Here is a 19581-nt window from a genome sequence, read left to right as displayed (position 1 = left end):
ATGGGCAATCACGATCCGACCTCGGCGCTTCCATTTGAGGACCTGCCGCCCGCTGATGCGGACGGCGAGGGTGAGCAGCTGTGGATAGACGTCATCCGCCGCATGGACGTGGTCTACAGCGACCTCGTGGCCTCGCAGGTGGCGCTGGAGGAACAGAACCAGCGCCTGCAGCAGGCGCGCGACTTCATGCATTCGGTCCTGGGGGCCATGAACGACGTGCTGATCGTCTGCGATGCGGCCGGTGCCGTGCTGCGGGTCAACGCCGCGCTGACGGTGGCCCTGGGGCGGGAGGAGGGTGATTTGCTGGCGGTCCCCTTGCTGGATCTGTTCGACCCCGCCGACCATACCGACATCCGGGCCTGTCTGGCCGAGGGGCGCGCCATCGAGGACAAGGGCTGGCATCTGCTGGCGGCGGATGGCCAGCGGGCGGCGGTGTCCGTGAACGGGGCGCCCCGCCGGGATGGGCGGGGTCGGTTCGCCGGCATGGTGCTGGTTGGCCGGCCCGTGGGTGAACTGCTGCGGGCCTATCGTGCGCTGGACAAGGCCCACCAGCGGCTGCGCCAGACCCAGCAACAGCTGCTGACCTCGGAAAAGATGGCGGCGCTGGGCCGGCTGGTGGCCGGCGTGGCCCACGAACTCAACAACCCCATCAGCTTCGTGTTCGGCAACATGTACGCGCTGAAGCGTTATGGCGCCGCCATCACCGGCTATCTGGCGGCCATCGATGCCGGCACGCCGCGGGCGGAGCTGGCGGCCCTGCGCGACAGCCTGCGCATCGACAAGGTGCTGGCCGACATCGGCCCCCTGGTCGACGGCACGCTGGAGGGTGCGGAGCGGGTGCGCGACATCGTGCAGGATCTGCGGCGCTTCTCCTCCAACCAGCGTGAGGAGCCAGAGGCGTTCAACCTGGTCCGCCTGATCCACACGGCGACCGACTGGGTGATCAAGACGCAGCGCACCAAGCCGGAGGTGCGGCTGGAGTTGCCGGCCGCGTTGGAGGTGGTGGGCCTAAAGGGCCAACTGCACCAGATCCTGGTCAATCTGGTGCAGAACGCGGTGGACGCGGTGGAGGGCCGCGACGGCGCCCTGATCCGCATCACGGCTGGGGAGCGGGACGGATGGATCGTCCTGACGGTCGCCGACAACGGGCCTGGCGTCCCGCTCGAGAACCAGAGCAAGATTTTCGAGCCCTTCTTCACCACCAAGCCCATAGGCAGCGGGACCGGCCTGGGTCTGTATGTCAGCTACAACATGGCGGAAAAGTTGGGCGGCAGCCTGGACCATGCCGATGCGGAGGGCGGCGGCGCCGCCTTCACCCTGAGAGTGCCGGTCGATGACCGCGGCATCTGAACCGGCCCGCCCACTGCGGCTGCTGTGGCTGCAGTCCGGCGGCTGCGGCGGCTGCACCCTGTCCCTGCTGGGGGCGGAAAAGCCGGATCTGCTGACGGCGCTGGCGGCGGCCAACGTCGAACTGCTGTGGCACCCGTCCCTCAGCGAGGCCACGGGCGGGGAAGCGCGTGCCATCCTGGAGGCCGTGGCCGCGGGCGACCAGCCGGTCGACATCCTGTGCCTGGAGGGGTCTGTCATCAACGGGCCGGGTGGCACCGGCCGCTTCCACCTGATGGCCGGGACGGGCAAGCCCATGCGCGACTGGATCGCCGCCATCGCCCAGCGAGCCGGCTATATCGTGGCCGTGGGCAGCTGCGCCGCGTTCGGTGGTGTCACCGCCGCCGGCGGCAACGAGGTGGAGGCGTGCGGCCTGGCCTATGACGGCACCCGGGCGGGCGGCCTGCTGGGGGCGGGGTTCCGGTCGCCAAGGGCCTGCCGGTCATCAATATCGCCGGCTGCCCCATCCACCCCGGCTGGTTCACCGACACGCTGCTGCAGATCGGCGCCGGCACGTTGACCGGGGCGGATCTGGACGAGTGGGAGCGCCCCCTGGCCTATACCGCCCACCTGGTCCACCACGGCTGCGCCCGCAACGAGTTCTACGAGTTCAAGGCCAGCGCGGAACAGCCGGGCGACCTGGGCTGCATGATGGAGAATTTGGGCTGCAAGGGCACGCAGGCGCGGGCCGACTGCAACATCCGGCCGTGGAACGGCGGCGGCTCCTGCCTGGACGGCAACTACGCATGCATCAATTGCACGGCCCCGGGGTTTGAGGAGCCGGGCCACGCCTTCGCTGTCACACCCAAGGTGGCCGGCATACCCATCGGCCTGCCGACGGACATGCCCAAGGCGTGGTTCGTGGCGCTGGCATCCCTGTCCAAGGCGGCGACGCCCAAGCGGCTGCGCGACAACGCCGCGCGGCCGGCACCGGTCCTTCTTCCCCATGACAAGCGCAAGGACAGCGCATGAGCCGCCTGATCGTCGGTCCTTTCAACCGTGTCGAGGGCGATCTTGAGGTGCGCCTCGACATCAGCGCCGGCGCGGTGGCCGACGCCCGTGTCGTCTCCCCGCTCTATCGCGGGTTCGAGGCCATGCTGGTGGGCAAGCCGGCGCTGGACGCGCTGGTCTACGCGCCGCGCATCTGCGGCATCTGTTCCGTGTCGCAGTCGGTGGCGGCGGCGCGCGCGCTGGCGGCGACCGGTTCCGTGCCGCTGCCCGCGAATGGCGGCTTGGCCGTGAATCTGATCCACGCCGTCGAGAACGTCGCCGACCACCTGACGCACTTCTACCTGTTCTTCATGCCGGACTTCGCCCGCGCCGTTTACGCGGGGGAGCCCTGGCATGCCGGCGCGGCCGCGCGGTTCGCGGCGGTGAGGGGCGGTGCCGCGCAGGACTTCCTGCCCGCTCGCGCGGAACTGATGAACCTGCTAGGCGTCCTGGCGGGTAAATGGCCCCACACCCTGGCGGTCCAGCCCGGTGGATCGACGCGCGCCATCTCGCGGGCCGAACTGGCGCGGTTGGGCGCCCTGCTGGCCGCCTTCCGCCGTTTCCTGGAACGCACCTTGTTCGCCGATGGGCTGGAGGCGGTGGCGGCTTTGTCGACGCGCGACGCCTTGCTGGCCTGGGCGGAGCGACGGGCCATGGCGGGGGACTTCGCCCGCTTCGTCATCCTGTCGCAGGCGACGGGCCTGAACCGCTTGGGCCGCACCGATCTGCGGCACATGAGCTACGGCGCCTATCCGTCCGCGGAGGGGCCGTTGTTCCCGCGCGGCGTGTTCCGGCGGGGCGTCGGCAGCGTCCTGCCGGTGGACCGCATCACGGAGGATGTCAGTCACGCCTGGTACCGGACTGCCCCGGACGACGCGCCGCGCTCGCCGCGCGACCTGGGGGCGCCGCCCGATGCCGCGCGGGATGACGCCTATTCCTGGTGCAAGGCGCCCCGCCTGGACGGCGAGGTGGCGGAGGTGGGCGCCTTGTCGCGCCAACTGGTCGCCGGTCACCCGCTGCCGCGCGACTTGGTGGCGCGGGACGGTGCGACGGTCGAGGCACGGGTGGTGGCGCGCGTGCTGGAGGTCGCCCTGGTCGCCATGGCCATGGAACGCTGGGTGCGCGCCATCGATCCGGCGGCGCCCTTCATCGATCATACGCCCTTGCCGACGGCGGGTGAGGGGGCCGGGCTGACGGAGGCGGCCCGGGGGTCGCTGGGCCACTGGGTCGATCTGGAGGGGGGCCGTATCACCAATTACCAGATCATCGCCCCCACCACCTGGAACTTCTCCCCCCGCGACGCCGCTGGCACGCCGGGACCGCTGGAGCAGGCGCTGCGCGGCGCCCCGGTTCGGGAAGGGGAGGCGGAACCGGTGGCCGTGCAGCACATCGTCCGCTCCTTCGACCCCTGCATGGTCTGCACGGTGCATTGATGGGGACCACCGGCGCCATGGCGGGCCGCCATATCCGCGTGCGGGGCCTGGTCCAGGGGGTGGGCTTCCGGCCCCACGTCTGGCGGTTGGCGCAGGCATTGGATATTGCCGGCGATGTCGCCAATGACGGCGACGGCGTGATCATCCATGCTTGGGGGGCCCCGGCGGCGCTGGACAGATTCCAGGACCGCCTGCGCGGCGAGGCGCCGCCCCTGGCGCGTATCGACGCCATCGAGGTCGCGCCCCATGGCGGCCCACCGCCTGGCGGCTTCATCATCGCCGCCAGCGTCGCCGGAACGGCGCGGACGGGTATCGTGCCGGATGCCGCCACCTGCCCCGCCTGCCGGGCGGAGCTGTTCGACCCCGCCGACCGGCGCCGGGGCTACGCCTTTGGCAACTGCACCCATTGCGGGCCCCGCCTGTCCATCGTGAGCGCCATCCCCTACGACCGCGCCAACACGGCCATGGCGGCATTTCCGATGTGCCCGGCGTGCGCCGCCGAATACGCGGACCCCGCCGACCGCCGCTTCCATGCCCAGCCGACGGCTTGTCCCGCCTGCGGTCCCCGGCTTTGGCTGGAGCCCGCCCCGGTGGCGGGAACGGATCCGCTGGACGCGGCGGCGGCGCTGCTGCGCGCCGGCGGTATCGTCGCCGTGAAGGGCATCGGCGGCTTTCATCTGGTCTGTGACGCCACCAGTTCCACCACGGTGATGGAATTGCGGCGGCGCAAGGCGCGCGATGCCAAGCCCTTCGCGGTGATGGCCCGCTCAGTGGATGAGATCGGGCGGTATTGCCGGCTGGACGACGCGACATGCGCCCTGTTGCAATCGCCCGCGGCACCCATCGTGCTGCTAGCCAGGCGACCCGATGGCGCGCCCCTTCCGGACGGGTTGGCGCCCGGCCAGGATCATCTGGGCGTCATGCTGCCGTACACGCCCCTGCATCATCTGTTGATGGCGCGCATGGACGGACCCCTGGTGATGACGTCGGGCAACCGGTCGGATGAGCCGCAGGTCATCAGCAATGAGGATGCGCGCGGTCGCTTGGCCGGACTGGCCGATGCCTGGCTGATGCACGACCGGGCCATCCTCAACCGCCTGGATGACAGCGTCGTCGCCGCCACCCGGGGGGCGCCCGTCATCCTGCGGCGGGCGCGGGGCTATGCCCCGGCGCCGCTGCCCCTGCCCCCGGGCTTCGACGGCCTGCCGCCCACCTTGGCCATGGGGGGTGAGCTGAAGGCGACCTTCTGCCTGCTGCGGGACGGCCAGGCCATCCTGTCCCAGCACATCGGCGATCTGGAGAACGCCGCCGCCCTCGATGACTATGGCGCGATGCTGCGCCTTTACCGCGAGCTATTCGACTTCACCCCGGCGGTGGTCGCGGTCGACGCCCACCCCGACTATCTGTCGACCACGCTGGGCGCCGCGCTCGCCCGGGAATGTGGCGCGCGGCTGGTCCGCGTGGGGCACCATCATGCGCATATGGCCGCCTGCCTGGCTGACGCCGGCATCGGGGTGGGCGATGGTGGGGAAGGGGCCTTCGGCCTGATCCTGGACGGCCTGGGCCTGGGCGGTGACGGAACGCTGTGGGGGGGCGAGATCCTGCGGGGAGGGTACCACGGCGTGACCCGCGCCGCCCACATCGCCCCCGCGGCCCTGGCCGGCGGAGCGGCCGCGATGCGTGAGCCGTGGCGCAACCTGGTGGCCCAACTGCGCCTGGCCTTTGGCGATGCCTGGCGGACCCGGGCCGCGCCCGTGCGACACCATCTGCCGCCTGACGCGCAGGTGGCGGTGCTGGAACGCATGCTGGAAACAGGCACCAACACGCCGCCCTGTTCCTCGGCCGGCCGGCTGTTCGACGCGGTCGCGGCGGCGCTGGGCATCCACCCCGCGCGCATCGGGCACGAGGCCCAGGCCGCGATGGCGCTGGAAGCCCTCGCGCGCCCCCACATGGCGGCGGCCCGGTCCTATCCGGTGGCGCTTGGCGGGGGTGACCCCGTGGTGATCGGGTGGCTTCCGATGTGGGAGGCGCTGCTGGCCGACCTTCGTGTCGGAGAGGCCCCGGGGCTGGTCGCCGCCCGCTTCCATCTGGGTTTTGCCGAGGCCATGGCCTCGGCGGCGGCGCGCCTGGGGGCCGGTATTGGAACCATTGTGGCGCTGTCGGGCGGTGTCCTGCAGAACCGCATCATCCTGCACGAACTGCAGGCCCGCCTGCGTGCCGTTGGCTGCCGGCCCGTGACGCACGCCCGGGTGCCGGCCAACGATGGCGGCTTGGCGCTGGGCCAGGCCGTGTTGGCCGCCCTGGGCACATCCATTCCAACGCCGGCAGCATGCACATCACGGCCGAAAGCCAGGTAGCGCTGGGCCTCGCGATCGACGACACTTCCGTTAAGGCGCGTCCGCTGCGGCGATCCGGATGGCGTGTTGCAGCACCGGGTCGTCCGGCGTCTCCACGATGGGGAAGGGGATGGCGATGTCAGGTGTCACCCCACGGGCACGGGTATCGCCGTTGGGCCGTATGATGTGGGCCTTGGGGAAGCCGACCGTGATGCCGGTGGCGGGCAGCGTGAACCGCTCCATGGCGCCAAAAGCCGTCGCCATGTCGGTGGTCGGTTCGCCCAGGATCCGGCCGAAGCCGTAATCTTGGATGGTTGCGGCCACCGCCACGGCATTGGAGTAGGTCTGGCGGTTGACCAGGGCGTACACCTTGCCCGTGAAACGCTCCTCCCTGTTGGGCTGGCTGTCGGGCAAGGTCAGGGCAATGACGTCGCCCGGCGTGGCCGTGGCGTACAAATCGGCGAAGCGTTGCGAGATGGCGCCAGCCGCCACAGCGTCCCGCGCGATGCGGTTTCGGTTGGCGGCCACGGCATCGGCGCTGACCCGTATCCGGAAAGATGAGAAGAACTGGTAGGGCCGAGTGGCGAACCAGGAGACCATGACGTCGCTGAACAGGCTGTCGCCGCCGGGATTGCCGCGCAGGTCGATGATCAACCGGGTGACGCCCTGGGCCTTGAAGCTGCGGAAGGCGCCGTCGATGAAGGTGCGGAAGCTGGCCACGTCCCACTCATCCGCGCCGGTTTTCGCAGCCTCGTTGTAAAAGGGACCCGGCCGCAGATAACCGACGCCATTGGCCAGCACCCGGGCGTCGCGCAACGGCTGCGCCAGATCCAGCGCGGGGGGACGGGACTGGCTGGTCGAGGCCATGTCCACCTTGGTCCGCGCCGTCAGTGTGACGGTGTCGGGCACCGATGCGCCGGCCGGCTTCACTATCACCTTGAAGGCCGGCCTGGCACCGGTTGCGACCCATAGATACAGGGGAAAGTCATATTCCAGGATGCTGTCCGCCAGCGCCGGAGTTTCGGCGGAGATGTGGCGGCGCAGGCGTGTCAGCCATGTGGTGACCGGCACGCCATCGATGGCCAGGATCTGGTCGCCGGGCGCCAGTTGCGCCCTGTCGCTGAGATTGCGGGCGATGTATATCCGCCCTTCCTTGATCCGCACGGCCAAGGGGAAGGCCAGCCCACCCGCTTTCTGATAGGCGGCCCAGGTGGCGTACACGCCCTCCACCCGGGTGTGGCCCTGGTGGGCGGCGGCGGCCAGCAGTTCCAGTCGCGCTTCGGCTTGGGCGCGTGTCAGTGGCGTCGTGATATCGGTCCTCAGTTGCCGGTGCAACCGGTCCATGTCGGCCTTGGGCGTGAAGGCGTAGAGGTCGAAGGCGTCCGCCTGCAGGCGCCGGTACAGCGTATCCATGTCGGCGCGGACGTCGGCAGCGGGGTAGGTCGGTTCCGGCGAAATTTGGGCCGTTGCCGTCGCGCAGGCCATCGCCATGCCGAGAATGAAACAGCCAATGGTGCGCGCGCAGGCCCGCTTCATCATCCCTTGTCCTTTCCTGTTCCCACTTTCCCGTTCTGGCCTTTTGGCCCGCGCCCCGATACTTGTTAGGCGCCTATGCAGATAATAGTTAGGCGCCTATGTATGTGCAAGGAGGCGATGCTCATGACCACGGACCACATGCGCCGGCGCGGCCCGCTCGCCTTGGGTGGGCGGTTGCGGCGGCTGACCGAACGCATCGATGAGGACGCGCGGCGCGTCTATGCCGAATTCGGCGTGGCGTTCGAGCAGCGCTGGTGGGGCGTGATGGAACAGTTGATGGAAGGTGGGGCGGCCTCCGTCAGCGAGTTGGCGCGCGCCCTGGGTATCAGTCAGCCGTCCGTCAGCCAGACGCGGCGGTCGATGGAGGCGGCGGGGTTGATCGAAACCCAGGACGATCCGCGCGACGCGCGCAGCCGCCGCATCGACCTGTCGGCGCAGGGGCGGGCGCTCTATGCCCGGTTGGAACCGGTGTGGGCGGCCATGGACGTGGTGGCCATGGAATTGGACGCGGAAGCGGCGGGCGTCATCACCACGCTGGATCGCCTGGACGCGGCGCTGGCGCGGTCGTCATTATATGAGCGGTTGTGGCGGGTGATGGGTGAGGGGCGCTGACATCGCCGCCGCGGCGTCTGGGCTGGCGAGGATCGCGGTAGGCTCGCGGCGGCGAACAAATCGAACCGCGTCCGTTCAGGAGAGTCCGATCACATCAGGTTGGCCTGCCTGAGGCGATGCGGGCGGGGCGCCGGTTTCCGGAAAAAACGCCAGCAACGCCACAACCGCGATGCCGGCGGCAAGCCCCGGGCCCAGGAACGCCGGCGGATAGCCGAGCCTGTCGACGACGGCGCCCGCCGCCAGCCCGCTGATCGCCCCGCCCACGCCTTGGGCGGACATGACAAGGCCCAGGGCCAGGTTGTAGTGACCGGTCGCGCGCGTCAGGTCGGAGACGACCAGCGGCGTCAGGACCCCGATCAGGCCGGCACCGATCCCGTCCAGAAGCTGGACGCCGATAAGCCAAGCCGGGTTGTCGGAAACGATATAGAGGCAGGCCCGAACCGGCAGGATGGTGAACGCGATGAGCAAGACGGGCTTACGCCCCCATTTCCGCGCGTAATGGCCGGCGAACAGCGCCATGGGCAGCATGACCAGCTGGGCGGCGATGATGCAGGACGACATCATCGCGGTCGCCCACTCCGGGTTCGCGCTGGCCAGTTTCTGGCCCACCAGGGGAAGCAGCGGGGCGTTGGCGAAGTGGAACAGCAACCCGCAGCCGGCGAAGATCATGAGCGGCCGGCACCGGATGAAGGCGGACAGATGCGCTTGGCGCCGCCCTCGGGACGGCTGGTCATGCCTCCCGGCACGATCATGATCAATTCCTCCCGCCGGAATGGACAGGACGGCCCCGATCGCAAGCAGGGCGAAGACGGGCCCGAGGAGGAAAATGGCCCGCTGGCCGAAAAGGCGGCCGATGACCCCGGCGACGACGGCGATGAAGACATTGCCAGCATGGTCGAAAGCGCCGTTGCGGCCCATGCGCCCGGCCAGCTGGGACCGCGCGTACAGGCCCAGGGTCAGCGCCGCCACCGCCGGCCCGAAAATGTCACCCACCACCGCTAGCGTGGCGTTGGCCACCATGACAGGCCAGAAAGTCGGGACCGCGAAGATGACCAGGCTGCCGACGGCCAGTATGGCAAGGCCCCCGGCCACCAGTTCGCGCTTGGCGCGCACGGTGTCGATGAGCGCGCCAGCCGGTCCCTGGGCGAGCAGGCCAAGCAAGCCGCCCACCATCGCCACCACACCGACGGCCGATTGGCTCCACCCCTGCTGCGTCACCAGGAAGACGTTGAGGAACGGTCCCAAGGCCCCCCGCACGTCGGCGAGCAGGAAATTAAGCGCATCCAGGGCATTCGGTTTTTTGAGCGGCGGGAGGTTCAACGTCATCAGGGGACCCGGGATGGAGCCGTCATGGCCGCGGCGGCGGGGGTGGTGCCGGCGGCGGCGGGGCGATTGGTTCCAGGCGGTCCCGCCCGGTTCCTATGGCGCTCACGTCGACCACCCGGCCGAACGGGGTGGTGAGGACGGGCCCCTCGGCGAACACGGTCTGGCCGGGTTTAAGCTCCGCGGCGGCGCGGTAGGCGTCGGGTGGCAGCCGCAGCACGGTGCCGTCCTCCAGCAGCGCGCCGTCGATTTCGCCCTCCGGTCCATGCAACGGCATGCGCACCCGGCCGCTTGACAGGGTCGGCGCACCGTCCGTGGCGTCCAGCCGGCGGCCTGGGCCGGGTCCGTCATCGCTGATGGTGATCTTCGTCGCCTCATTGGTTATCGACATCGCGCGCACCAGGGGCAGCGCCACCGCCCGCAGGCCGTGCACGACCACCGTGTTGCCGGGACGGATGGTGTAGGCGATCTCGCAGGACAGGTGTGGAGGCGTCTTCACCTCGGTGCCGTCCGCGAGGATCAGGCCATCGATGTCGCCCCGGGGTGTCTGCGTGAATTGGCGGACCACGCCCCGAACCGCCGGGAGTTGCGCCGCGTCATAGAGCGGTGCCGGAGCGGGCGTCCAGGCGGGGGGCGCCACCTGCGCGTGACTGGCGGCTTGAACGGCCAACAGGGCCGTACCTGCCAGAAGGCCGACGTTCCGAAGGGTTGGCATGAGCCTCTACTCCTGGTTATGGGAACCAGGAGGTGTTCGGCAAAGGCCGTGCCATGGAAGACATCAAGGCTGGCCGCGGGTTCGCGGCCTCATGCGCCCTCCGCGGCGTCCGAATTCGGGACGGTGGCCGTTCGCTCTTCGGACGCTTCGATGCCGTAGCGCTTCATTTTGGCGTACAGCAGGGGGCGATGGATACCCAGCAGGCGTGCCGCTTCCGTGCGATTGCCGGCACACCGGTCCAAGGCGTGGCGGATCATCGTGGTCTCCAGCTTGGCCACGGCTGCGGGCAGATCCTCGTCCAACGGGTCCGCTGGCCCGCCAGCAGGTCGCGGATGGTCCGACCGGCCAAGGAAATCGATGTCGCGCGCGGTGACGACGGGGCCGCGAACCAGGACAGCCACGCGCTCCATGACGTTGCGCAATTCCCGGACATTGCCCAGCCAATCATGGGCCACCAGCCGGGCCGCGGCGTCGGCGTTCAGCACCTTGGTTCCGGCTCGGGCGAGAAAAGCCTCGGCCAAGGGCAGAATGTCCGCCCGCCGTTCCCGTAAGGGCGGCAGGTGGATGGGGATGACATGCAGCCGGTAGAACAGGTCCTCCCTGAAGCCGCCCTCCCTGACACGTTGGCGCAGGTCGTGGTGCGTGGCGGCCACCACCCGCGCATCCATCGGTGAAGGCTTGCCCCCGATCGGGGTGATGGCCCGCTCTTGCAGGGCCCGCAGGATTTTCGCCTGCAGGGCGATATCCATGTCGCCGATCTCATCCAGGAACAACGTGCCGCCGGCGGCCTGGCGGAAGGCGCCCATCCTGTCGGCGGTGGCGCCGGTGAAGGCGCCCTTCACATGGCCGAAAAGCTCGCTCTCCATCAGTTCCGACGGAATGGCGGCGCAGTTGACCGCCACGAAGGGCAGGGTGGCCCGGTTGCCATGGTCGTGGATGGCGCGGGCCACGACCTCCTTGCCGGTGCCCGTCTCCCCCGTGATCAGCACGGTGGCGTCGCTGTCGGCCAGCATGCCGATGGTCTTTTGAACGGCCCGCATCGCTTCGCTGACGCCGATCAGGCCTTCCGGCTGGGCGGCCGGCTTTTCCCTCGGGATGGTTCGGCCCTGGTTCAGGGCCAGCATATCCCGTACCACTCGCGCCAGTTCCGCACGGCCCACCGGCTTCGTCAGATGATCGAAAGCGCCCCGGCGCATGGCCTCGATGGTGTTGGCCGCCGAGGCGTGCGCCGTCAGCACGGTGACCGGCAACGATGCGGAATGGGCGCGTACGCGTCGCAGGACCTCCAGCCCGTCCAGGCCCGGCATGCGCAGGTCCAGGATCATGGCGTCGACAGTCTCGTTCGCCAGCATCGCCAAGGCGACCTCCCCCGAGGGGGCGGAACGGGGGGTGTGGCCACAATCGGCCACCACCTCGCCAAGCGCGTCGCGCAAGGCCGCGTCGTCGTCGACAATCAGCACGGTCGCCATGGGAGCACGATCTCGAATGTGGTTGCGCCATCGGTGTGATGGAACCGGGCGACGCCATCGTGGGCGGCCGCGATTTCCCGGACAATGGACAGACCCAGGCCCGTGCCGTCGGCGCGGCCCGTGACGAAGGGTTCGAAAAGCTCGTCGCGCAGGTGGGGCGGCGGCCCGGCGCCGCTGTCCTCCACCGCCAGGATCAGGCGGTCACCGGTCAGGCGTGCCCGGACATGCACGGTGCTGTCCCTGGGCGCCGCCTGCAGGGCGTTCAGGATCAGGTTGTCCAGCGCGCGCTCCACTTGGCCGGGATCGAAGCCGGCGTGCGCCGTGGCGGCTTCGCTCTCCAACGCGACGCCCCGGGCGGCGGCGACGTCGGCATGCCGCCGGACGATGCGGTCGAGGAAATCCTCCAGGGGCACCTGCCGGCGAACCGGCGTATCCTGCTCGGTGACGCTCAGAAGCCGGTGAAGCAGGGTGTCCAGCCGATCTATCTGTTCAAGAATGGCACCCAGCGCCTGCTCCTTGCGGGCCGTATCACCGGCCAGGGCGTTTTCCGCCTTCAGTTTCATCGCGGCGATGGGGTTGCGGATCTCATGGGCCAAGCCGGCCGTGATCCGACCGATGGCGGCGAGGCGCTGGCTGGTCGCAACCTCCCGCGCCATGCTTTCCGCCCGCCGCCGCGCCGTCGCCAGCCGCTCCCCGGCTTCATTGAGCGCGCGGACGATACGATCCAGTTCCCGTTCCCCGGTCGGCGGCAGCACGGGAAGATCGTTGACGTCGTGCGTGGCGAGCATCGTCTCGATGCGCGTTATGTGCCGCGACCACGTCATGGTCAGTTGGGTCAGCAGCACGACGGCGGCCAGCACGATGACGAGAAGCAGCCCCAGGCCGGTCATGAGCTGCTGGTAGCCATGGCCCCCCAGGGTACGCACCCGTGTCATGGTCCAGGCTGTCAGTCCGGGCAGGGGACCTGGCAACGGGCAGGCGGCGAGGATCAGGACCTCGGTCGATGCCCGGTAGCGCGCGCTGACGAGGTGACCCTCGCTGGCGGCCGCCTGGTTGATCGCCTTGATCCGGGCGATTTCCGCCTGGGGCAGGTCGGTCTTGGGGCCGGCGCCTTCATAGGTGGGGTACGAATAGGCCAGCGATCCAGCATCTTCCTGCCATATCCCTCCCTCGATGCCGGGGCGGTCGCGCAGGGCGCTCCGCACCACCGGTTCCAGTCCGTCGCGGATGGTCATCGGGTCCATTGACGCCGCGTGGCCCCGCCATCCGCTGGCGTAGAACCGGAAGGCGCCGGCTTGGGCCTCGCACGCCTGGCCGGCCTCCGCCTCGCCTTGTCCAACCAGTGCCGCCGCCGAGCGCTGGAAAAGTCCCGTCATCAGGACGCCGATCGCGAAGGCGGCGATGACCACGATGGAAAGCAGGACAACCAGGCGGGTACGGAGGGACTGGAACACGGGTCTGGCCGCTTGGCAGATGGACGAACGCCCTCGTCGGCGCGTGAACGAGAAATAGGGTGGGGCCTTGGAAAAGCCAGTCGCGTCAGCCTTCCCCAGTGCCGCATGGTTGCGGCCGAGGAGGCAGGTGGGCGACTGCCCGTCCGTTCAGGCAGGGGAGAGAAAGCTTTGGAACGCGGCGGATGCGTCGGGCCCGAACATGTGGGCGGGCGGGCCGCTGGACTCGACGCGCCCGTTCATCAGGTGCACCACCCGGCTGGAGACATCACGCGCGAACGCCATTTCGTGGGTCACGACGATCATGGTCCGGCCTTCCTCCGCCAGTGACCGCATCAGGGCCAGCACCTCGCGCACCCGTTCCGGATCCAGGGCGGACGTCGGCTCATCGAACAGGATCAGCTTCGGGTCCGTCGCCAAGGCGCGGGCGATGGCCACCCGCTGTTGCTGCCCGCCGGAAAGGCGCTTGGGGTAGGCCGCGTGAAAGTCGGCCATGCCGACCCGTTCCAGCAGCGATCGCGCGGTGGCGAGAACCTCTTCCCGGTTTCGCCGGTGGACGCGCAGGGGGGCCTCCATGACGTTCTGCAGCACCGTCAGATGGGGCCAGAGGTTGAAACCCTGGAAGACCATGGCCGTCCGCGCCCGCAGGCGGGCGGCTATGCGGCCATCGGAAACCGCCAGGCGGCCATGGCGGTCCCGCGCCAATGGGGCCTGCACGTCGCCGATCACGATCTGGCCTTCGTCGGGTACTTCCAGCAGGTTGAGGCAACGCAGGAAGGTGCTCTTGCCCGAGCCGCTGCCTCCCAGGATGGCGATGACCTCCCCCTCCCGCGCCTCCAGCGAGACGCCGGCCAGCACTTCCCGGTGGCCGAAGGACTTGCGGATGTTGGTGGCGGTCAGGACGGGTGGCGGCACGGTCATGACAGCGGCTCCAGGGTGAGCGGAGGGGGGCGAGCGGGGTGGGGGCGCGGTCGACGTCCAGCCGGCGTTCCAGCGCCGTCAGCAGAGTCGACAGGGTCGCGTTGATCAGCAGGTACAGCGCCGCCGCCGCGCAGAACACGTCCAGGGTGCGGTAGCTGTGGGCGATGACCTGTTGCGCCACGCCGGTGATGTCCAGCACCGTGATGGTGCTGGCCAGCGAGGTCGACTTGGTCATCATGATGATTTCATTGGAATAGCTGGGCAGGGCGATGCGGATCAGCGACGGCGCGATCACCCGCCGCAGCAGCATGAATCCGGTCATGCCGCAGGCGCGGCCGGCCTCGATCTCGCCGCGCGGCACGGCGGCCAGCGCCCCGCGGAAGATCTCGCCGATATAGGCGGAGCAACAGCAGGTCATGGCCAGGCAGGTGCAGAACACGGGGTCGCGGAACGCCGTCCAGAGAATGCCGTGGCGTATCCAGGGAATCATGGCGAAGCCGTAGTAGATCATGAAGATCTGCAGGATCAGCGGCGTCCCCCGGAACAGGAAGGTCCACGCCTTCTGGATCAGCCGCGGCAGCGGCGACCGCGCCACCGACAGGACTGTGAGGCCGGTGGCCAGCACCGTGGCGCAGACCCCGGAAACCGCCAGGATCAGCAGGGTCACCGGCACGGCGCGCGCCAGTTGCGCGGTGACGGACCCGATGAACGTCAGATATTCCCCCATCGCCGTCAGCCCCTGTCCCACCGGCTGGAATGCCGGCCGCCGTAGTAGAATGCCGTGCTGGAAAGGGTGGTGAGCGCCAGGTAGAGCGCCATGGCCACACCGAAGAACAGGAAGGGATGGCGGGTCGACCCGGCCGCCACCAGGCTGGTGCGCATCAGCTCGCTGAGCCCCGTCACGGCGATGAGGGCGCTGTCCTTCAGGTTGAACTGCCAGACATTGCCCAGGGCGGGCAGGACGATGCGCGCCACCTGCGGCAGCACGATGCGGTGGAAGCACATGAGGTCGCTGAAGCCCATGGCCCGCGCCGCCTCGAACTGGCCCCGGGGGATGGCGCCGACGCCGCCCCGGAAGATCTCGGCCTGATAGGCCGCCGACACCAGGCCGACCGACACGCTGCCGATCAGGAAGGGCGGCGGCAGGCCCGGCGCCTCCCAGCCCAAGGTCTCCGACAGCGACAGGATGAGCGAGGGCAGGCCGAAATACAGCAGCAGGATGACCAGCAGCTCCGGCACCCCGCGCAGGATCACGCCGTAGACCAGCGCCGTGCGCCGCAGCCAGCGCGGCCCCTTCAGCCGCGCCCAGGCCAGCAGGACGCCCAGCGCCGTGCCGATGGCCATGGAGGCGGCGGACACCGCCAGGGTGAGCAGGCAGCCCTTCAGCAGCAGGGGCGCCCAGCCGTCCGGACCGAAGCCGAGGAGCGCGAGATCGTCCATCATGGCTTGGGAGTCCTGGAGGGCGTTGAAGCGGAGTCGGGCCCCAGGTCGGGTGTGGCGTCGGCCTTGAACCATTTCAGGCTCAGCCGCTTGACCGTGCCGTCCGCGATGGCGGCGCGAATGGCCGCGTTCAATCGCTCCGCCAGGGCGGTGTCGTCCTGGCGCAGGCCGAAACCCTCGCCGGCGCCCAGCTCCCCGCCGATCAGTTCGGGGCCTACCAGGACTAGGTCTTGCGCGTCGGGCGCGGCCAGCAGGGGCCGCAGGTAGGTGGTGTCGTCCAGCGTGACGTCGATACGGCCGTTCAGCAGGTCGAGATCCCGTTCCCCCATGGTGCGGTAGGATTTGATGGTGATGACGCCGGCCAGGTACTTGTCCAGAAAGGCGTCATAGGTGCTGGAAATGGCGACGCCCAGGGTCTTGCCGCGCAGCTCCTCGCGCAGGGCCGCCAGCGCCCCGGCCTGGCGCTCCGGGGCCGGGCTGGCGTCCAGGTCCAGCACCAGGCCGCGGTTGGCCATGCGGGCCAGCGGGCCGTCCTTCTGGGTGACGAAGACACCGGTGGTGATGGCATAGGGCAGGGAGAAGGCCAGGACGGCCTTACGGGCCGGCGTGATCTGCAGCGCGTCGGCGATGACGTCGATCTTGTGGGCCTGCAGCGCGCCGATCATGCCGTCCCAATCCTGGGCCACCAGTCGGCATTGCAGGTTGGCCCGTTGGCAGAGCACCTGCAGCAAATCCGGCTCGAAGCCGATGAGGCTGCCGTCGGGCCGGGTCATGTTCCAGGGTGGGAACGCCCCTTCCGTCCCGATGACGACGGCCCGGGGGGCAAGTCCGCCGCCCGCGCGGTCCCCTGTGACAGCAGGACCGCAAGCCCGAAGACGGCGCCGCGCAGGGTTCCGCTCATGGCCGCTCCGTCGACGGGACGATCTCGATCAGCCAGTAGGCCGCCGTCGCCCGCACCGTGATGGACGCCGCCGTTCCCGCGTTGACCAGCAGCGCGTCCAGCGGGCCCAGGACATGGATGCCGCCGCCGTGCGCCACCTCCGCCGCCCCGGTCGCCACCAGCAGGTGGGTGGCGGCCGGGGTCAGCGGCAGGGTGGCGGTCCCGGGGGCAGCCGGCGCTGCGCGCCGCGCGCCCGGCCACGGCGGACCATGAGATTCAGGTCGATGACCGGCCCGCCGTCCGGCGTTCCCGACACCGGCACGTCGCCGGGGAAGGGGTGGGCCGCCGTCTCCGGCGTCACCGTCACGGGGGCCGCGCCACCACCGAAGTCCAGCAGCAGGCGGCCCTCCAGGACGGCCAGCACGCGATCGGTGTCGGCGAAGTGGGAAAAGGGTCCCGCCTGCCGCACCTCCGCGATGCTGACGCGCCAGAGGAAATCGCCGGCGCCGTCGTCCTGGCGGGCGACCTCGCGGGTCACGCCGCCGCCGTTCTTCCACGGGCTGGCCGTCCGTTCCGCCGCCGGCAGCGGCCTGACACCGCTCATCCCAGGATGCCGGGTAGGTCGAGGCCCATGGCGCGGGCGCAGTCCTGGGCGATGTCGTAGCCGGCGTCGGCGTGGCGCATGACGCCGGTCGCCGGGTCGTTCCACAGCACGCGTTCCAGGCGCTTGGCCGCCTCGGGCGTGCCGTCGGCGACGATGACCATGCCGCTGTGCTGCGAATACCCCATGCCCACGCCGCCGCCATGGTGCAGCGACACCCAGGTGGCGCCGGAGGCGGTGTTCAGCAGGGCGTTCAGCAGGGGCCAGTCCGACACGGCGTCGGTCCCGTCCTTCATCGCCTCCGTCTCGCGGTTGGGGCTGGCGACGCTGCCGCTGTCCAGATGGTCGCGGCCGATGACGACCGGCGCCTTCAGCTCGCCCTTGGCCACCATCTCATTGAAGGCCAGGCCCAGCCGGTGCCGGTCGCCCAGCCCCACCCAGCAGATACGGGCGGGCAGCCCCTGGAACCGGATCTTCTCCCGGGCCATATCCAGCCAGCGGTGCAGGTGCGGGTTGTCCGGCATCAGCTCCTTCACCTTGGCGTCGGTCTTGTAGATGTCCTCGGGATCGCCCGACAGGGCGGCCCAGCGGAACGGGCCGACGCCACGGCAGAACAGGGGGCGGATGTAGGCGGGCACGAAACCGGGGAAGTCGAAGGCGTTGGCCACGCCTTCGTCCTTCGCCACCTGGCGGATGTTGTTGCCGTAATCGACGGTGGGCACCCCCGCCGCCTGGAAGTCCAGCATGGCCTGGACGTGGACCGCCATGCTGGCGCGCGCGGCGGCGGCCACGGCCTGGGGTTCCCGCTCCCGCCGCTCCACCCATTCGGCGACCGTCCAACCGGCGGGCAGGTAGCCGTTGACGGGATCGTGGGCGGACGTCTGGTCGGTCAGCAGGTCGGGGCGGATGCCCCGCCGGAACAGTTCGGGCAGCAGTTCGGCGGCGTTGCCCAGCAGGCCGACGGAGACCGCCGTCTTCTCGGCGCAGGCCCGCTCGATGATCGCCATCGCCTCGTCGATGGTCTCGGCGGCGTGGTCCAGATAGCCGGTGCGCAGGCGCATCTCGATACGGCTGCGCTGGCATTCGATGGCCAGGCACGAGGCACCGGCCATGACGGCGGCCAGCGGCTGCGCCCCGCCCATGCCGCCCAGGCCGGCGGTCAGCAGCCAGCGGCCCGACAGGTCGCCGGCATAGTGCTGGCGGCCCATCTCGACGAAGGTCTCGTAGGTGCCCTGCACGATGCCCTGGGACCCGATGTAGATCCAGGAACCGGCCGTCATCTGCCCGTACATGGCCAGGCCCTTGCGGTCCAGCTCATGGAAATGCTCCCAATTCGCCCATTTGGGCACCAGGTTGCTGTTGGCGATCAGCACGCGCGGGGCGTCGGGGTGGGTGCGGAAGACGCCCACCGGCTTGCCGGACTGGACCAGCAGGGTCTGGTCGGCCTCCAGCCGCGTCAGCGTCTCCACGATCCGATCGTAGCTCTGCCAGTCGCGGGCGGCGCGGCCGATGCCACCGTAGACCACCAGCTCCTCCGGGCGCTCCGCCACGTCGGGGTGCAGGTTGTTCATCAGCATGCGCAGCGCCGCTTCGGTCAGCCAGCTCTTGGCGGAACGCTGGGTGCCGGTGGCGGGGCGGATGACGCGGGTGTTGTCGATGCGGCTCATGAAGTCCTTCCCAAGGCGTGAGCGAAAGCGAGGCAGTCGTCGAGGATGCCGGCCAGGACCGCGACGAGGGGCCGGGCGTATTCAGGATCGAAGGGCGACGGCCAGGCGCCGGGGTCGGGCTTCGCCGGTTCGGCGAGGTAACCGCGGATGGCCAGTTCCATCTGGATGGCGTGGATGCCGTCGGCGGGGCGGCCGTAATGGCGGGTCGTCCAGCCGCCCTTGAACCGCCCGTTCAGCACATGGCTGTGGCCGCTGGCGGCGCAGCGGTCGTGGACGGCGATCGCCAGGGCCGCGTCGCAGGTGACGCCGCCGTTGGTGCCGATGTTGAACTGCGGCAGCGGGCCGTCGAACAGGCGCGGAATGACGCTGCGGATGGAATGGGCGTCGTACAGGACCACCGCCCCATGCCGCCGCCGCAGCCGCGCCAGCTCCGCCTGGATGGCGGCGTGGTAGGGATCGAAGCAGGCAGCCCGGCGCGCGGCGATCTCGGCGGTGTCGGGGGGCATCCCGCCATAAAGCGGCTCACCGTCGAAGGTGGTGAGGGGGCAGAGGTCGGTGGTCGCCTGGCCCGGGTACAGCGACGCGCCGGACGGATCGCGGTTGACGTCGATGACGCTGCGCGACAGCCGCGTGCGGATGGTGGTGGCGCCCAAGTCGGCGGCGAAGGCGTACAGCCGGTCTATCCACCAGTCGGCGTCCTTGCGCGCCAGCCAGGGCGACACGAAACGCCCCAGCAACGCGTCCGGGATGTCGGTGCCCGTATGGGGGAAGGTCACGACCAGCGGCGCGTCGCCGCGATGGATGTCCAGCCAGTCCACCAT

At 69.9% G+C, this 19581-nt stretch carries 18 protein-coding genes and 1 pseudogene; 6 read left to right on the top strand and 13 right to left on the bottom strand.

The genetic code is table 11. The annotated features are described in order from the left end of the window. From UAA55_RS01545 to hypF, 5 genes are read left to right on the top strand one after another with little or no spacing between them, the layout of a single operon-like run. A complete protein-coding gene (locus UAA55_RS01545) occupies positions 1–1350 on the top strand; it encodes a sensor histidine kinase (protein ID WP_322950905.1) in 1350 nt (449 codons plus the stop codon). Beyond that, entirely contained in the window at positions 1334–1906 is a 573-nt protein-coding gene (locus UAA55_RS01540) for an NADH-quinone oxidoreductase subunit B family protein (protein ID WP_322950904.1), read from the top strand. Before UAA55_RS01545 ends, UAA55_RS01540 begins: the two co-directional genes overlap by 17 nt. After that, a complete protein-coding gene (locus UAA55_RS01535) occupies positions 1903–2358 on the top strand; it encodes a hypothetical protein (protein WP_322950903.1) in 456 nt (151 codons plus the stop codon). Before UAA55_RS01540 ends, UAA55_RS01535 begins: the two co-directional genes overlap by 4 nt. Beyond that, positions 2355–3809, top strand: coding sequence for a nickel-dependent hydrogenase large subunit (locus UAA55_RS01530; protein ID WP_322950902.1), 1455 nt, complete (start codon positions 2355–2357; stop codon positions 3807–3809). Before UAA55_RS01535 ends, UAA55_RS01530 begins: the two co-directional genes overlap by 4 nt. Next, entirely contained in the window at positions 3809–6166 is a 2358-nt protein-coding gene (hypF, locus tag UAA55_RS01525; protein WP_322950901.1) for a carbamoyltransferase HypF, read from the top strand. Before UAA55_RS01530 ends, hypF begins: the two co-directional genes overlap by 1 nt. A 30-nt stretch (positions 6167–6196) precedes the next feature. Here the strand turns inward: hypF and UAA55_RS01520 are convergent, their stop codons facing one another. Beyond that, positions 6197–7684, bottom strand: coding sequence for a S41 family peptidase (locus UAA55_RS01520; protein ID WP_322950900.1), 1488 nt, complete (start codon positions 7682–7684; stop codon positions 6197–6199). A 120-nt stretch (positions 7685–7804) separates the two neighbouring features. Between UAA55_RS01520 and UAA55_RS01515 the strand changes: the two genes are divergently transcribed. Continuing rightward, entirely contained in the window at positions 7805–8293 is a 489-nt protein-coding gene (locus UAA55_RS01515) for a MarR family winged helix-turn-helix transcriptional regulator (protein ID WP_322950899.1), read from the top strand. A 75-nt stretch (positions 8294–8368) separates the two neighbouring features. On the opposite strand, the gene UAA55_RS01510 is transcribed toward UAA55_RS01515, so the two are convergent. The 12 genes and pseudogenes from UAA55_RS01510 to hutG all read right to left on the bottom strand — a co-directional run bounded on the left by UAA55_RS01510 (position 8369) and on the right by hutG (position 19581). Then, positions 8369–9619: an MFS transporter gene (locus tag UAA55_RS01510; protein WP_322950898.1), complete on the bottom strand. Its 1251-nt coding sequence runs from the start codon at positions 9617–9619 to the stop codon at positions 8369–8371. 22 nt (positions 9620–9641) lie between these two features. Continuing rightward, positions 9642–10331: a hypothetical protein gene (locus UAA55_RS01505; protein WP_322950897.1), complete on the bottom strand. Its 690-nt coding sequence runs from the start codon at positions 10329–10331 to the stop codon at positions 9642–9644. 89 nt (positions 10332–10420) lie between these two features. Further along, positions 10421–11800: a sigma-54-dependent transcriptional regulator gene (locus UAA55_RS01500; RefSeq protein ID WP_322950896.1), complete on the bottom strand. Its 1380-nt coding sequence runs from the start codon at positions 11798–11800 to the stop codon at positions 10421–10423. Continuing rightward, the gene (locus UAA55_RS01495) at positions 11785–13254 is read right to left on the bottom strand and encodes a sensor histidine kinase (RefSeq protein ID WP_322950895.1); all 1470 of its coding nucleotides are present in this window, start codon (positions 13252–13254) and stop codon (positions 11785–11787) included. Before UAA55_RS01495 ends, UAA55_RS01500 begins: the two co-directional genes overlap by 16 nt. A 147-nt stretch (positions 13255–13401) precedes the next feature. Beyond that, positions 13402–14172, bottom strand: a complete 771-nt coding sequence (locus UAA55_RS01490) for an amino acid ABC transporter ATP-binding protein (protein WP_322950894.1) — start codon at positions 14170–14172, stop codon at positions 13402–13404. Positions 14173–14287: 115 nt separating this feature from the next. Next, positions 14288–14899: pseudogene (locus UAA55_RS31150) on the bottom strand (ABC transporter permease); the annotation flags it as partial. Positions 14900–14904: 5 nt separating this feature from the next. Next, positions 14905–15615 (bottom strand): ABC transporter permease, encoded by a 711-nt coding sequence (locus UAA55_RS01485; RefSeq protein WP_322950893.1) that lies wholly within the window; start codon positions 15613–15615, stop codon positions 14905–14907. Then, entirely contained in the window at positions 15612–16418 is an 807-nt protein-coding gene (locus tag UAA55_RS01480; protein WP_322951912.1) for a transporter substrate-binding domain-containing protein, read from the bottom strand. Before UAA55_RS01480 ends, UAA55_RS01485 begins: the two co-directional genes overlap by 4 nt. Positions 16419–16509: 91 nt before the next feature. Beyond that, positions 16510–16671 (bottom strand): hypothetical protein, encoded by a 162-nt coding sequence (locus UAA55_RS01475; RefSeq protein WP_322950892.1) that lies wholly within the window; start codon positions 16669–16671, stop codon positions 16510–16512. Between the two features lie 23 nt (positions 16672–16694). Further along, positions 16695–17096, bottom strand: coding sequence for a HutD/Ves family protein (locus UAA55_RS01470; protein ID WP_322950891.1), 402 nt, complete (start codon positions 17094–17096; stop codon positions 16695–16697). Next, positions 17093–18760: a urocanate hydratase gene (gene hutU / locus UAA55_RS01465; RefSeq protein ID WP_322950890.1), complete on the bottom strand. Its 1668-nt coding sequence runs from the start codon at positions 18758–18760 to the stop codon at positions 17093–17095. Before hutU ends, UAA55_RS01470 begins: the two co-directional genes overlap by 4 nt. Then, positions 18757–19581 (bottom strand): N-formylglutamate deformylase, encoded by an 825-nt coding sequence (hutG, locus tag UAA55_RS01460; protein ID WP_322950889.1) that lies wholly within the window; start codon positions 19579–19581, stop codon positions 18757–18759. Before hutG ends, hutU begins: the two co-directional genes overlap by 4 nt.

The organism is Nitrospirillum guanabarense, assembly GCF_034653355.1.
In the GTDB taxonomy this organism is placed as follows: Bacteria; Pseudomonadota; Alphaproteobacteria; order Azospirillales; family Azospirillaceae; genus Nitrospirillum.
Note: the sequence above shows the minus strand (reverse complement) of the source record. Positions and strands in the feature narration are given on the sequence as shown.

Bases quoted from the DNA above. Each gene is read 5' to 3' on its own strand.
- UAA55_RS01545 (WP_322950905.1), top strand. From the start codon at position 1: ATGGGCAATCACGATCCGACCTCGGCGCTTCCATTTGAGGACCTGCCG.
- UAA55_RS01540 (WP_322950904.1), top strand. From the start codon at position 1,334: ATGACCGCGGCATCTGAACCGGCCCGCCCACTGCGGCTGCTGTGGCTG.
- UAA55_RS01530 (WP_322950902.1), top strand. From the start codon at position 2,355: ATGAGCCGCCTGATCGTCGGTCCTTTCAACCGTGTCGAGGGCGATCTT.
- hypF (WP_322950901.1), top strand. From the start codon at position 3,809: ATGGGGACCACCGGCGCCATGGCGGGCCGCCATATCCGCGTGCGGGGC.
- UAA55_RS01520 (WP_322950900.1), bottom strand. From the start codon at position 7,684: ATGATGAAGCGGGCCTGCGCGCGCACCATTGGCTGTTTCATTCTCGGC.
- UAA55_RS01515 (WP_322950899.1), top strand. From the start codon at position 7,805: ATGACCACGGACCACATGCGCCGGCGCGGCCCGCTCGCCTTGGGTGGG.
- UAA55_RS01510 (WP_322950898.1), bottom strand. From the start codon at position 9,619: ATGACGTTGAACCTCCCGCCGCTCAAAAAACCGAATGCCCTGGATGCG.
- UAA55_RS01505 (WP_322950897.1), bottom strand. From the start codon at position 10,331: ATGCCAACCCTTCGGAACGTCGGCCTTCTGGCAGGTACGGCCCTGTTG.
- UAA55_RS01500 (WP_322950896.1), bottom strand. From the start codon at position 11,800: ATGGCGACCGTGCTGATTGTCGACGACGACGCGGCCTTGCGCGACGCG.
- UAA55_RS01490 (WP_322950894.1), bottom strand. From the start codon at position 14,172: ATGACCGTGCCGCCACCCGTCCTGACCGCCACCAACATCCGCAAGTCC.
- UAA55_RS01485 (WP_322950893.1), bottom strand. From the start codon at position 15,615: ATGATGGACGATCTCGCGCTCCTCGGCTTCGGTCCGGACGGCTGGGCG.
- UAA55_RS01470 (WP_322950891.1), bottom strand. From the start codon at position 17,096: ATGAGCGGTGTCAGGCCGCTGCCGGCGGCGGAACGGACGGCCAGCCCG.
- hutU (WP_322950890.1), bottom strand. From the start codon at position 18,760: ATGAGCCGCATCGACAACACCCGCGTCATCCGCCCCGCCACCGGCACC.
- hutG (WP_322950889.1), bottom strand. From the start codon at position 19,581: ATGGTGGACTGGCTGGACATCCATCGCGGCGACGCGCCGCTGGTCGTG.